Raw genomic sequence first — 13,145 nt, 5'->3', positions numbered from 1 at the left:
GGTATATTAAATGAATAAGAAATCCTTTTTTATCATCTGCTCTACGTTGATCATAGCATCAAATCTTCTCATGATTTCCGTGGTGAACAAGGGAGAAGAAACGGGGGGCAATCTGTTTGTGATTGCTATAGCCTGTGTTATGCTACCAGCCTTTTTATATGCAGTTGAAAACCGACTGACTTCATTGGTAAGAGTAGAATCAATACTCCTGATTCAGTTGACAGTTATATCCCTACTCCGTCTTATCAATAGAATAGGGAGTACGCCTGAAATCCTCAACATTATCATTACCCTTATCGCTTTGGCAAGTGGGACAGCTGCTATCCTTGTTGCGATTATGAGAATATATGAGAACATACGGAAGTGAGGGTGAGTAGTTTTCTATTTTGTATTTTCACATTGTCAAGTTCCCCCAGGGCAAGTATGTTTTTCATGCTTGCTTTTTAAATTTTTTACAATTCAAGATGTTTTGATGACCATTTATGATTTGAATGATCCAAGGTCAAAATGAGTGCTATACTAGCAGTGTAAAGGTACTAGCTCAACAAAGATTCAGGAGGAAATCTTATGAAGAAAAAAATACTTGTCATTTTCATCTTGTATCTGATCATGTCTATCTTTCTATATCCGCTTAGGGAGAGTGCTTGGTATCATCTATTTTATACCATAGCCTATGTGATTGCGGTTATGATCTATCTTGCTTTAACTAAAAAGAAAGGAGCAAAGAAATGAAAACTTTTCTTGCTAAAAAACGGAACATCTTTCTTGCAAGATTGTTCCTAGGTCAGTTGCCCTTGCTTGTCTCTACTTATCTATTTCTATCTCGTCAGTTTTTAAATTTTTCCTTGGTTTTCCAATTTCTTTTAGTGGTTATTAACTTGGCTTCTATTTTGGTCACTGTTTACTTCACTAGGGAGATGAGGATAAGAGAGTTTGAAGATGATGATTTGGTTAGTCCTAGAACCAATCAACTCATGTATATTGGCTTGACAGGCTTTATGTCTATTATCTGTTTGTATAGAGGTATCACAGCAGGAGAATCTTACCAACAACTAATTGCCTATATTGGCGCTGTTCTCTGCTTGCTTATTATGCTTTTGCTCATTTGGGGTTTGAAGTATTATAAAAAGTAGTTTGTCTTCCTCTTCTGGATTAGAAGCTTCTATTAAAACGTTCGTGAAATAAATGAATGGAGGTATTTAATATGAAATACAGATTATTTCTTGTTATTTTCTTGAGTAGTATGTTGAATATTCTTTTAGGGACATTTTTACAAATCTCTAATGTGTCGATTGGGTGGCTTGTTCTCTACAGTGGCTTGTTTGAAGCAGGCGTTTTCCTTCTTGCTAATAAAGGGGTGGCGGTAAAAATCAAGGAAGTAGATATTCAAAACCGCTTTAAATTTATTTTTGGAAAAACGTTATGGTTTCAAATTCTTTTGCTCATCTTTTTGATGGTCAAACTTTATCTTGGTTTGGATGTGAGGTTGATTTTATTCTATGGACATATTTTCATTGTCTTTAATGCCTTAATGTATCTATTATCTAGTAGTGGGGTTAGCCTTAAAAAGAACAAACTGTCTTCTTAATCTTACAGCAGTAGAGCTTGACAAGGGGAGGTTATCATGTATAAACACTTATTTTTCCTAGATTCCAAAACCTTAGACTGGTTGACACCTTATATTCTAGTCTTGGCTTCTGACACCATTGCCTTTAATGTTTTTGTGCTAACCTTTGTATCTGTTGTGGTCTTTAATTCCCTAAATTCCATGCTAGCTTTAATGGCTATCTTCTTAGGGGCTGGCTATGTGGTCGGATTTTGGTTACTAAAATGGTTTGTTTTGGAAAGACTAGTACTAAAGGATGACTTGTAGGGAAGTTTGTTTGGTGGGGAGGATAGTTTTATGGCCATTTTCAATAAATGTCATGCTTTGTTTTTGGGATTTTTAGTCTTTGCAATCGTTGGTGCAGCGGGTTATTCCATTAATCAAGGAGATTATTTTCAACACCAGTACACATTCATTGTTGTAAAGAGTCTCTTGCTTTTCCTTAGTTTTGGCTATGCCAAATGGTTTGATATGATTTCTTTGGGGATGTTAAGCAGGAAACAACTCTTGCTGTTCATTGGAATTTTTCTTCTCACTGTACTGGTAAATATTAGCTATCATGCTTTTTTCTCAATTGTTTCTGGTGCTTCGGCTCAACATCTTGAGGAGACTAGTAGAGGACTTTCGATTTCCTTTATTGTAAGTGCTACAGTTTTGGCACCTATCCAGGAGGAATTTATGTTTAGAGGAATTCTTCAAGGTGCGGTTTTTGACAATTCTTGGCTGGGGCTTGTGTTGACATCCTCTCTCTTTTCTTTCATGCATGAACCTTATGATATTCCTTCGTTTTTCTATTATCTACTTGGAGGCTTGTTGCTGGGCTTTGCTTATAAAAAGAGCCAAAATCTATGGGTCTCCACTTTAGTCCATATGTTTTACAACAGTTTGCCACTCTTAACTTATACTTAATGAAAATCAAAGAACAAACTAGCCGCAGGCTGTACTTGAGTACGGCAAGGCGACGTTGACGTGGTTTGAATTGGATTTTCGAAGAGTATAAAATGGTTTGTTTTGGAAAGACTAAAGCTCAAGGATGACTTGTAGGGAAGTTTGGTGGGGAGGATAGTTTTATGGAGTTTTTTGATAAATTTCATGCCTTGTGCTTTGGATTTTTAGTACTAATAATCGTTATTACAGTTCCTTATACGATTAACCATGGGGATTTTTTTCAAAATGAATCTGAATTGATTATTGTAAGTCTTCTAGTAACCTCGCTGAGTGTTGCTTATGCTAGAAAGTTTGAAATGATTTCTTTTGGGATGTTAAGCAAGAAACAACTTTTACTTTTCATTGCAATCTTTCTTCTAAGTGTGCTTGAGACGATGGTTTATATTCATTTCTGCGCTATTTCTTCTGGCGCAGGAGTTCAACACTTGGCGGAAGTCAGCAGAGGAATTTCTCTGTCTTTGATTTTGACTACCTCAGTTTTTGGCCCCATCCAGGAGGAACTCATTTTCAGAGGCCTTCTTCAAGGTGCCGTTTTTGACAATTCTTGGTTAGGGCTTGTGCTGACTTCCTCTCTCTTTTCTTTCATGCATGGACCTTCTAATGTCCCTTCGTTTATTTTTTATCTACTTGGGGGCTTGTTACTGGGCTTTGCTTATAAAAAGAGTCAAAACCTATGGGTTTCTACTCTAGTTCACATGTTTTACAATGCTTGGCCACTCTTATATTATTTATAAAAATCATGAAAGGTAAGCAGAAGACGCTGCTTACCTTTTTCTTTCTATAATGATACCCAAGCCACCCCAGAGGCTTTTCTTTGAGAATCGGGCGTGGAGCGGTTGACGAATAGGCTAAAAACTAGTAGAATAGTAAGGAAACTTTATACGGAGGAAAGAAATGGATTTGGGTGATAATGAGCTAACACTGACCCCCATACCTGGGAAAAGCGGCAAGGCTTATATGGGTAGCTATCCTGATGGGAAGCGTATCTTTGTAAAAATGAACACCTCTCCAATCCTACCTGGTCTAGCTAGAGAACAAATTGCTCCACAATTATTATGGAGTCGCCGTTTGGCAGATGGGCGTGATATGTGTGCTCAAGAATGGTTGACAGGCAAGATATTGACCCCCTATGATATGAATCGTAAGCAAATCGTCAATATTTTAACCCGCCTACATCGCTCACGTCCTTTGATGACACAGTTGAGTCGTTTGGGCTATGCCATGGAAACACCTGTAGACTTACTACAGTCTTGGCAAGAAACGGCTCCAGATGCTTTGCGTAAAAATCATTTTATCAGTGAAGTGATGGCTGATTTACGTCAGACTATTCCAGGATTTAGAGAGGACCATGCGACCATTGTCCATGGAGATGTACGACATAGTAATTGGATTGAGACAGACAGTGGCTTGATTTATTTGGTAGATTGGGATTCGGTTCGCTTGACCGACCGCATGTTTGATGTAGCTCACATGCTCTGCCATTATATTCCAGAACATCAGTGGAAGGAATGGTTGACCTACTACGGTTACAAGTACAATCAAACGGTATTAAATAAATTGTATTGGTATGGTCAATTGTCTTATTTGAGCCAGATTTCCAAGTATTATATGAACCAAGATTTAGAAAATGTCAATCGGGAGATCCATGGCTTGCGTCACTTCCGAGACAAGTATGGAAAGAGAAGATGAGAGTTAGAAATCGTAAAGGGGCGACAGAATTACTAGAGGCAAATCCCCAGTATGTGGTCCTCAATCCCTTGGAAGCCAAGGGGAAATGGCGGGACTTGTTTGGCAATGACAATCCCATTCATGTGGAAGTTGGAAGTGGAAAGGGTGCCTTTGTTTCAGGTATGGCAAAACAAAACCCTGACATTAACTATATCGGGATTGATATTCAAAAGTCTGTTTTGAGTTACGCTTTGGACAAGGTTCTTGAAGTTGGAGTGCCCAATATCAAGCTCTTGTGGGTAGATGGTTCTGACTTGACCGACTATTTTGAAGATGGTGAGATCGATCGCTTGTATCTGAATTTTTCAGATCCATGGCCTAAAAAACGCCATGAAAAGCGTCGGTTGACCTACAAGACCTTCTTGGATACATTCAAACGTATCTTGCCTGAAAATGGAGAAATTCATTTCAAGACGGATAACCGTGGCTTGTTTGAGTACAGTTTAGTGAGCTTTTCTCAGTATGGCATGAAGCTCAATGGTGTCTGGCTTGATTTACATGCCAGTGATTTTGAAGGCAATGTCATGACAGAATACGAGCAAAAATTCTCCAACAAGGGACAAGTTATCTATCGAGTTGAGGCAGAATTTTAAGAAATAGCCTGAAATCTGGCTGTATAAGGGCTTTTGCTTTACATAAATTGGCAAACGTGCTATACTAAGAGTAAGAATATGAAAAGTGAGGCGGGGAAATATCTTCGCCTCTTGCTTATGAGGAGGTGGACGTAATCGCAACAATCGTAGAATTAGTCAGAGAAGTTGTAGAACCTGTCATAGAAGCGCCTTTCGAACTCGTGGATATCGAGTATGGAAAGATTGGCAGTGACATGATTCTCAGTATTTTTGTAGATAAACCTGAAGGAATTACCTTGAACGACACGGCAGACTTGACAGAAATTATCAGTCCTGTCCTAGACACCATCAAGCCAGATCCCTTCCCAGAACAATATTTCCTAGAAATTACCAGTCCAGGCTTGGAACGCCCTTTGAAAACCAAGGATGCCGTCGCTGGAGCGGTTGGGAAATACATCCATGTCGGGCTCTACCAAGCCATCGATAAGCAAAAGGTCTTTGAAGGAACCTTGTTGGCCTTCGAAGAGGACGAGTTGACCATGGAATATATGGACAAGACGCGTAAGAAAACTGTCCAAATTCCATACAGTTTAGTATCAAAAGCACGTTTAGCAGTTAAATTATAGAAAAAGAAAGGATAGCTTTTGAGGATTCAAAAGTGAAGAAAACATGAGTAAAGAAATGCTAGAGGCCTTCCGCATTTTGGAAGAAGACAAGGGAATCAAAAAAGAAGATATCATCGACGCAGTAGTAGAGTCGCTTCGTTCCGCTTATCGCAGACGCTATGGTCAATCAGACAGCGTAGCTATTGACTTCAACGAAAAAACAGGCGACTTTACAGTCTATACTGTTCGTGAAGTTGTTGATGAAGTATTTGATAGCCGTTTGGAAATCAGCTTGAAAGATGCTCTTGCCATTAATTCAGCCTATGAACTTGGAGACAAAATCAAGTTTGAAGAAGCACCTGCTGAGTTTGGTCGTGTAGCAGCTCAATCTGCCAAACAAACCATCATGGAAAAAATGCGCAAGCAAACACGTGCCATCACCTACAATACTTACAAAGAACATGAGCAAGAAATCATGTCTGGTACTGTAGAACGTTTCGACAATCGCTTTATCTATGTCAACCTTGGCAGCATCGAAGCCCAATTGTCAAAACAAGACCAAATTCCTGGAGAAGTTTTTGCTTCCCACGACCGTATTGAGGTTTACGTTTATAAAGTTGAAGACAACCCTCGTGGTGTCAACGTCTTTGTTAGCCGTAGCCATCCAGAAATGATTAAACGCTTGATGGAGCAAGAAATTCCAGAAGTTTATGACGGAACGGTTGAAATCATGAGCGTGGCTCGTGAAGCTGGTGACCGTACTAAGGTTGCCGTTCGTAGCCATAATCCAAACGTGGATGCTATCGGAACAATTGTTGGACGTGGCGGTGCTAATATCAAGAAGATTACCAGCAAATTCCACCCAGCTCGCTACGATGCTAAGAATGATCGCATGGTACCAATCGAAGAAAATATCGACGTTATCGAGTGGGTAGCAGATCCAGCTGAATTTATCTACAATGCCATCGCTCCTGCTGAGGTTGACCAAGTTATTTTTGACGAAAACGACAGCAAACGTGCCTTGGTGGTTGTTCCTGATAACAAGCTTTCTCTTGCGATCGGTCGTCGTGGGCAAAACGTTCGTTTGGCAGCTCACTTGACTGGTTACCGTATTGATATCAAGTCTGCTAGTGAATTTGAAGCCATGGAAGAAGCTGCTTCAGTAGAGTTGGAAGCAGAAAACGATACTGTAGAAGAATAAAAGCTGCTAGAGGAGGGAAAGATGAAAACGAGAAAAATCCCTTTGCGCAAGTCTGTTGTGTCCAATGAAGTGATTGATAAGCGTGATTTGCTCCGCATTGTCAAGAACAAGGAAGGACAAGTCTTTATCGATCCGACAGGCAAGGCCAATGGCCGCGGCGCTTATATCAAGCTAGACAATGCAGAAGCCCTAGAGGCGAAAAAGAAGAAGGTCTTTAACCGCAGCTTTAGCATGGAAGTGGAAGAAAGCTTTTATGACGAGTTGATCGCTTATGTGGATCACAAAGTGAAAAGAAGAGAGTTAGGACTTGAATAAGCAAAAGATAAGCAATCTCTTGGGACTTGCTCAGCGAGCAGGCCGGATCATATCGGGTGAAGAATTGGTGGTCAAGGCCATTCAAGACGGCAAGGCCAAGTTGGTCTTTCTAGCCCATGATGCTGGACCCAATCTGACCAAGAAGATTCAAGATAAAAGTCATTATTATCAAGTAGAAATTGTAACCGTGTTTTCAACACTGGAATTAAGCATAGCAGTCGGGAAATCGAGAAAGATTTTGGCTGTGACAGATGCTGGATTTACAAAGAAAATGAGGTCTCTTATGGAATAGAAGAGGAGGACATGATTTGTCTAAGAAAAGATTGTACGAAATCGCAAAAGAACTTGGAAAAGAAAGTAAAGAAGTTGTAGCGCGTGCAAAAGAGTTGGGCTTGGATGTGAAAAGCCACTCATCAAGTGTGGAAGAAGCTGTCGCTGCAAAAATCGCTGCCAGCTTTAAGCCTGCAGCTGCTCCGAAAGTAGAAGCAAAACCGGAAGCACCAAAAGCAGGTGCAGAAAAGAAAGCCGAAAAATCTGAGCCAGCTAAACCAGCTGTAGCCAAGGAAGAGGCAAAAGCAGCTGAGCCAGTTGCTCCTAAAACAGAAAAAGCAGCAGCTAAACCGCAAAGCCGTAATTTCAAGGCTGAGCGTGAAGCTCGTGCCAAAGAACAGGCAGAACGACGCAAGCAAAATAAGGGCAATAACCGTGACCAACAACAAAACGGAAACCGTCAGAAAAACGACGGCCGTAATGGTGGAAAACAAGGTCAAGGCAACCGCGACAATCGTCGCTTTAATGACCAAGCTAAGAAACAGCAAGGTCAGCAAAATCGTGGCAATGAGCGCCGTCAACAAGAGGACAAACGTCCACATCAAGCGGCTCCACGTGTTGACTTTAAAGCCCGTGCAGCAGCCCTAAAAGCAGAGCAAAATGCAGAATATGCACGTTCAAGTGAGGAACGTTTCAAACAGACTCAGGCTGCCAAAGAAGCCTTGGCTCAAGCTAATAAACGCAAGGAGCCAGAGGAAATCTTTGAAGAAGTGGCTAAGTTAGCTGAACAAGCGCAACAAGCACAGCAAGTTCAAGCAGTGGTTGAAGTCGTCCCTGAGAAAAAAGAAGCTGCAGTGGATACACGTCGTAAAAAACAAGCTCGACCAGACAAAAATCGTGACGATTATGATCACGAAGAAGATGGTCCTAGAAAACAACAAAAGAATCGAAGTAGTCAAAATCAAGTGAGAAATCAAAAGAATAGTAACTGGAATAACAACAAGAAGAACAAAAAAGGCAATAACAAGAACAATCGTAATCAGACTCCAAAACCTGTTACAGAGCGTAAATTCCATGAATTGCCAACAGAATTTGAATATACAGATGGTATGACCGTTGCGGAAATCGCAAAACGTATCAAACGTGAACCAGCTGAAATCGTTAAGAAACTTTTCATGATGGGTGTCATGGCCACACAGAACCAATCCTTGGATGGGGAAACAATTGAACTCCTCATGGTGGATTACGGTATCGAAGCCAAACAAAAGGTTGAAGTGGATAATGCCGATATCGAACGTTTCTTTGTCGAAGATGGTTATCTCAATGAAGATGAATTGGTTGAGCGTCCACCAGTTGTAACTATCATGGGACACGTTGATCACGGTAAAACAACCCTATTGGATACCCTTCGTAATTCTCGTGTTGCGACAGGTGAAGCAGGTGGTATCACTCAGCATATCGGTGCCTACCAAATCGTGGAAAATGGCAAGAAGATTACCTTCCTTGATACACCGGGACACGCGGCCTTTACATCTATGCGTGCGCGTGGTGCTTCTGTTACAGATATTACTATCTTGGTTGTAGCGGCAGATGACGGGGTTATGCCTCAGACAATTGAAGCCATTAACCACTCAAAAGCAGCCAACGTTCCAATTATCGTAGCTATCAACAAGATTGATAAACCAGGTGCCAACCCAGAACGCGTTATCGGTGAATTGGCAGAGCATGGAGTTATGTCAACTGCTTGGGGTGGAGATTCTGAATTTGTTGAAATCTCAGCTAAATTCAACCAAAACATCGAAGAATTGTTGGAAACAGTCCTTCTTGTGGCTGAAATCCAAGAACTCAAGGCAGACCCAACAGTGCGTGCTATCGGTACAGTTATCGAAGCTCGCTTGGATAAAGGAAAAGGTGCGGTCGCAACCCTCCTTGTTCAACAAGGTACCTTGAATGTTCAAGACCCGATCGTTGTCGGAAATACCTTCGGTCGTGTCCGTGCTATGACTAATGACCTTGGACGTCGTGTTAAGGTAGCAGGTCCATCAACACCAGTTTCTATCACAGGTTTGAACGAAGCGCCAATGGCAGGTGATCACTTTGCCGTTTACGAAGATGAAAAATCTGCGCGTGCAGCAGGTGAAGAGCGTGCCAAACGTGCCCTCATGAAACAACGTCAAGCTACCCAACGTGTCAGCCTTGAAAACCTCTTTGATACACTTAAAGCTGGTGAACTTAAGTCAGTTAACGTTATCATCAAGGCCGACGTACAAGGTTCTGTTGAAGCCCTTTCTGCCTCACTTCAAAAGATCGATGTGGAAGGTGTTAAAGTTACCATCGTTCACTCTGCAGTCGGTGCGATCAACGAATCCGATGTAACCCTTGCGGAAGCTTCAAATGCCTTTATCGTTGGTTTCAACGTACGCCCTACACCACAAGCTCGTCAACAAGCAGAAGCTGACGATGTGGAAATCCGTCTCCACAGTATTATCTACAAGGTTATCGAAGAGATGGAAGAAGCCATGAAAGGGATGCTTGATCCAGAATTCGAAGAAAAAGTTATTGGTGAAGCAGTTATTCGTGAAACCTTCAAGGTATCTAAAGTGGGAACTATCGGTGGATTCATGGTTATCAACGGTAAGGTTACCCGTGACTCTAAAGTCCGTGTTATCCGTGACGGTGTCGTTATCTATGACGGTGAACTTGCAAGCTTGAAACACTACAAAGACGACGTCAAGGAAGTTACAAACGGTCGTGAAGGTGGATTGATGATTGACGGCTATAATGATATCAAGATGGATGATGTGATTGAGGCGTATGTCATGGAAGAAATCAAGAGATAATAGAGAAACGATAGCTCATTTGACTCGTCGTCAACAGCGCCTTGATGAACTTCAGTTCTATCTAAGGCTTGTTTCCTAGATTCAAATGGCTCTAGTTCCTCTATCTAATAGAAATAGCTAGGTCTGCTGGCCTAGCTTTTGGTTCAAAGTAGAGAAAGGAATATCATGGCAAATCATTTCCGTACGGACCGTGTGGGCATGGAAATCAAGCGTGAAGTCAATGAGATTTTGCAAAAGAAAGTCCGTGATCCGCGTGTCCAAGGTGTGACCATCACAGATGTTCAGATGTTGTGTGACTTGTCTGTTGCCAAGGTTTACTACACCATTTTGAGTAACCTTGCTTCGGAGAATCAAAAAGCCCAAATTGGACTTGAAAAAGCAACTGGTACTATCAAACGTGAACTTGGTCGCAATTTGAAATTGTACAAAATCCCAGATTTGACCTTCGTCAAAGACGAGTCCATCGAGTATGGAAACAAGATTGACGAAATGCTACGCAATCTGGATAAGAACTAAGAAGGAGGGGTAACCCTCTTTTTTGGTGGAGGAAAAGGCAATAAACATGCTGGCAGAATCTTTCCAGAGTTAAACATTATTAAAAAGCTTTATAAAATTCAACTTGTATGATATTATAGGAAATGAAAAGAGTAAATTTCACAGAAATAGCCAGCAAGACTGGTATCGTCAATATTTTGAAAGTGTAGTTAAACGAGGGAAGATAATATGGGACTTATAAAAACTCTAGCTAAAACTTACGGGAATTACTTTTTGACCGTGCAAGGTGTAAAAGTAATGAAAACGATAAAGAAAGATGATAATGCCGTTGTCGGTTTTGGGAAACTCTTTATTGCAGACAAGTTAATGGATACGGCTCGGTGGCTCATCAAGCCAGAGGAGAGAGAATGAAATTTTTCTGGACAATTCTTGCCATTATTTTTATTAAACCGATTATTGGGATTTTGAAATTCTTTTGGATGATCATCTCTTTTGCAGTCCAATTGCTGTTTTACAAGCTATTATTTAAAATATTGGATTGGCTCTTTAAGCTTATTTAGATGCTAATCCAAGTCGCAGAGAACTAGCAGGAACTCTACTGCTAGTTTTTTAATCTCTTTCCTTGTGGTATAATAAAAGCAGTAAAATCATTTTAGAACATACAATGGAGGTCGTCATGGATAATATCATCGATGTGTCAATTCCTGTTGCAGAAGTGGTGGATAAGCATCCAGAAGTATTGGAAATCCTAGTGGAGTTGGGTTTTAAACCCCTTGCCAATCCCTTAATGCGCAACACAGTTGGTCGTAAAGTATCGCTCAAACAGGGTTCTAAGCTTGAAGGAACTCCTATGGACAAGATTGTCCGCACGCTGGAAGCAAACGGCTACGAAGTGATTGGGTTAGACTAATGGCAGATGAACGGATTCATGTCCTGCGGGATATTTTGTTAGAATTGCATAATGGTGCCTCTCCTGAGTCGGTTCAGGAGCGTTTTGATGCGACCTTTACAGGCGTTTCAGCCATAGAGATTTCCCTCATGGAGCACGAATTGATGAACTCAGACTCGGGCGTCACCTTTGAAGATGTCATGGAACTCTGTGATGTTCATGCCAATCTTTTTAAAAATGCTGTTAAGGATGTCGAAGTTGCAGATACTGAGCACCCAGGTCACCCAGTTCGGATTTTCAAGGAAGAAAATCTGGCTCTCCGTGCAGCTTTGATTCGCATTCGGAGACTGTTAGATACCTATGAGTCTATGGAAGATGAGGAAATGCTGGCGGAGATGCGTAAGGGGTTGGTGCGTCAGATGGGACTTGTGGGGCAATTTGATATCCATTACCAACGTAAAGAAGAGCTCTTCTTCCCTATCATGGAGCGCTATGGACACGATTCACCTCCAAAAGTTATGTGGGGAGTGGATGATCAGATCAGGGAACTCTTTCAAACAGCTCTAATGACAGCTAAGTCACTACCTGAAGTGCCGATTTCCACTGTAAAGGAAGATTTTGAAGCTTTTGCGACAGAGTTTGAAAGTATGATTTTCAAGGAAGAGTCCATTCTTCTCATGATTCTACTTGAGTCCTTTACTCAGGATGACTGGCTTCAGATTGCGGAGGAGAGCGATGCCTATGGTTATGCCATCATCCGTCCGTCTGAGAAATGGGTGCCAGAACGCCAGAGTTTTGTTGAGGAAAAGAGTGAAGAGGAGCCTTTACAGCTAGATACGGCAGAGGGTCAAGTTCAGCAGGTTATCGATACGCCAGAAGGACAGTTTACTATTACCTTTACCCCTAAGGAAAAGGAAACAGTGCTGGACCGTCATAGTCAGCAGGCTTTTGGCAATGGCTATCTTTCAGTCGAGCAGGCCAATCTCATCCTCAATCACCTCCCCATGGAGATTACCTTTGTCAATAAAGATGATATTTTCCAGTATTATAATGACAATACGCCAGCTGATGAGATGATTTTCAAACGGACGCCGTCCCAAGTTGGGCGCAATGTCGAACTCTGCCATCCACCTAAGTACTTGGACAAGGTCAAGACCATCATGAAGGGGCTTCGTGAAGGAAGCAAAGATAAGTATGAAATGTGGTTCAAGTCTGAGTCGCGAGGTAAGTTTGTCCACATCACCTACGCTGCAGTGCACGATGAAGATGGGGAATTCCAAGGTGTGCTGGAATACGTTCAGGATATTCAACCCTACCGTGAGATTGACACGGACTATTTCCGTGGATTAGAATAAGGAGAAAAAATGAGTTACGAACAAGAATTTATGAAGGAATTTGAAGCCTGGGTCAATACCCAAATCATGATCAACGACATGGCGCACAAGGAAAGCCAAAAAGTCTACGAAGAAGACCAGGACGAGCGTGCCAAAGATGCCATGATTCGCTACGAAAGCCGCTTGGATGCTTATCAGTTCTTGCTGGGTAAGTTTGAAAACTTCAAAGCAGGCAAGGGATTCCATGATTTGCCAGATGGCTTATTCGGTGAGCGAAATTATTAAACGAGATAGATTCTTGATTTTTTACTAAAATCTTGATAGAATATTTATATTAAATCC

Annotated in this window: 19 protein-coding genes; all 19 read left to right on the top strand. The window is 41.4% G+C overall.

Annotated features, from left to right (window positions below):
• Nucleotides 1-10 precede the first annotated feature (10 nt).
• The 19 genes from N8L39_RS06420 to N8L39_RS06330 all read left to right on the top strand — a co-directional run bounded on the left by N8L39_RS06420 (nt 11) and on the right by N8L39_RS06330 (nt 13,088).
• Entirely contained in the window at nt 11-367 is a 357-nt protein-coding gene (locus tag N8L39_RS06420) for a hypothetical protein (RefSeq protein ID WP_261039326.1), read from the top strand.
• Nucleotides 368-567: 200 nt separating this feature from the next.
• Entirely contained in the window at nt 568-732 is a 165-nt protein-coding gene (locus N8L39_RS06415) for a hypothetical protein (RefSeq protein WP_083320495.1), read from the top strand.
• Nucleotides 729-1,133 carry an immunity protein gene (locus tag N8L39_RS06410; RefSeq protein ID WP_261010478.1) on the top strand — a complete coding sequence of 135 codons (405 nt, stop codon included), beginning with the start codon at nt 729-731 and terminating at the stop codon, nt 1,131-1,133. Before N8L39_RS06415 ends, N8L39_RS06410 begins: the two co-directional genes overlap by 4 nt.
• Nucleotides 1,134-1,204: 71 nt before the next feature.
• Nucleotides 1,205-1,588: an immunity protein gene (locus N8L39_RS06405; protein ID WP_261010479.1), complete on the top strand. Its 384-nt coding sequence runs from the start codon at nt 1,205-1,207 to the stop codon at nt 1,586-1,588.
• A gap of 36 nt (nt 1,589-1,624) precedes the next feature.
• A complete protein-coding gene (blpZ, locus tag N8L39_RS06400) occupies nt 1,625-1,873 on the top strand; it encodes an immunity protein BlpZ (protein ID WP_261010480.1) in 249 nt (82 codons plus the stop codon).
• A 30-nt stretch (nt 1,874-1,903) separates the two neighbouring features.
• Nucleotides 1,904-2,515 (top strand): CPBP family intramembrane glutamic endopeptidase, encoded by a 612-nt coding sequence (locus tag N8L39_RS06395; RefSeq protein ID WP_261010481.1) that lies wholly within the window; start codon nt 1,904-1,906, stop codon nt 2,513-2,515.
• Between the two features lie 161 nt (nt 2,516-2,676).
• A complete protein-coding gene (locus tag N8L39_RS06390) occupies nt 2,677-3,288 on the top strand; it encodes a CPBP family intramembrane glutamic endopeptidase (protein WP_261010482.1) in 612 nt (203 codons plus the stop codon).
• Nucleotides 3,289-3,448: 160 nt separating this feature from the next.
• Nucleotides 3,449-4,243, top strand: coding sequence for a cell cycle regulator CcrZ (ccrZ, locus tag N8L39_RS06385; protein ID WP_000362999.1), 795 nt, complete (start codon nt 3,449-3,451; stop codon nt 4,241-4,243).
• Entirely contained in the window at nt 4,240-4,875 is a 636-nt protein-coding gene (gene trmB, locus N8L39_RS06380) for a tRNA (guanosine(46)-N7)-methyltransferase TrmB (RefSeq protein WP_001266094.1), read from the top strand. The genes ccrZ and trmB overlap by 4 nt, the downstream gene beginning before the upstream one ends.
• A 125-nt stretch (nt 4,876-5,000) precedes the next feature.
• Entirely contained in the window at nt 5,001-5,480 is a 480-nt protein-coding gene (rimP, locus tag N8L39_RS06375; RefSeq protein ID WP_261010483.1) for a ribosome maturation factor RimP, read from the top strand.
• Nucleotides 5,481-5,523: 43 nt separating this feature from the next.
• On the top strand, nt 5,524-6,660 hold the full coding sequence (nusA, locus tag N8L39_RS06370) for a transcription termination factor NusA (RefSeq protein ID WP_061087610.1): 1,137 nt from the start codon (nt 5,524-5,526) through the stop codon (nt 6,658-6,660).
• Between the two features lie 21 nt (nt 6,661-6,681).
• Nucleotides 6,682-6,975 carry an RNase P modulator RnpM gene (gene rnpM, locus N8L39_RS06365; RefSeq protein ID WP_000857562.1) on the top strand — a complete coding sequence of 98 codons (294 nt, stop codon included), beginning with the start codon at nt 6,682-6,684 and terminating at the stop codon, nt 6,973-6,975.
• Entirely contained in the window at nt 6,968-7,267 is a 300-nt protein-coding gene (locus tag N8L39_RS06360) for a YlxQ-related RNA-binding protein (protein ID WP_261010484.1), read from the top strand. The genes rnpM and N8L39_RS06360 overlap by 8 nt, the downstream gene beginning before the upstream one ends.
• A gap of 16 nt (nt 7,268-7,283) precedes the next feature.
• Complete coding sequence (infB, locus tag N8L39_RS06355) at nt 7,284-10,085, top strand: translation initiation factor IF-2 (RefSeq protein WP_261010485.1); 2,802 nt, start codon at nt 7,284-7,286, stop codon at nt 10,083-10,085.
• A 165-nt stretch (nt 10,086-10,250) separates the two neighbouring features.
• Entirely contained in the window at nt 10,251-10,601 is a 351-nt protein-coding gene (gene rbfA, locus N8L39_RS06350) for a 30S ribosome-binding factor RbfA (RefSeq protein WP_261010486.1), read from the top strand.
• Nucleotides 10,602-10,808: 207 nt separating this feature from the next.
• Nucleotides 10,809-10,991: a hypothetical protein gene (locus N8L39_RS06345; RefSeq protein WP_060627115.1), complete on the top strand. Its 183-nt coding sequence runs from the start codon at nt 10,809-10,811 to the stop codon at nt 10,989-10,991.
• Nucleotides 10,992-11,256: 265 nt separating this feature from the next.
• Nucleotides 11,257-11,490 carry a DUF1858 domain-containing protein gene (locus N8L39_RS06340; protein ID WP_000368739.1) on the top strand — a complete coding sequence of 78 codons (234 nt, stop codon included), beginning with the start codon at nt 11,257-11,259 and terminating at the stop codon, nt 11,488-11,490.
• Nucleotides 11,490-12,824, top strand: coding sequence for a DUF438 domain-containing protein (locus tag N8L39_RS06335; RefSeq protein ID WP_261010487.1), 1,335 nt, complete (start codon nt 11,490-11,492; stop codon nt 12,822-12,824). The genes N8L39_RS06340 and N8L39_RS06335 overlap by 1 nt, the downstream gene beginning before the upstream one ends.
• 9 nt (nt 12,825-12,833) lie before the next feature.
• Nucleotides 12,834-13,088: a DUF1912 family protein gene (locus tag N8L39_RS06330; protein ID WP_000119706.1), complete on the top strand. Its 255-nt coding sequence runs from the start codon at nt 12,834-12,836 to the stop codon at nt 13,086-13,088.
• Nucleotides 13,089-13,145 lie beyond the last annotated feature (57 nt).

The organism is Streptococcus mitis, assembly GCF_946190285.1.
GTDB classification, from domain to species: Bacteria; Bacillota; Bacilli; order Lactobacillales; family Streptococcaceae; genus Streptococcus; species Streptococcus mitis_CP.
The sequence above is the reverse complement of the archived record's forward strand: the minus strand, read 5'-3'. Positions and strand labels throughout refer to the sequence as shown.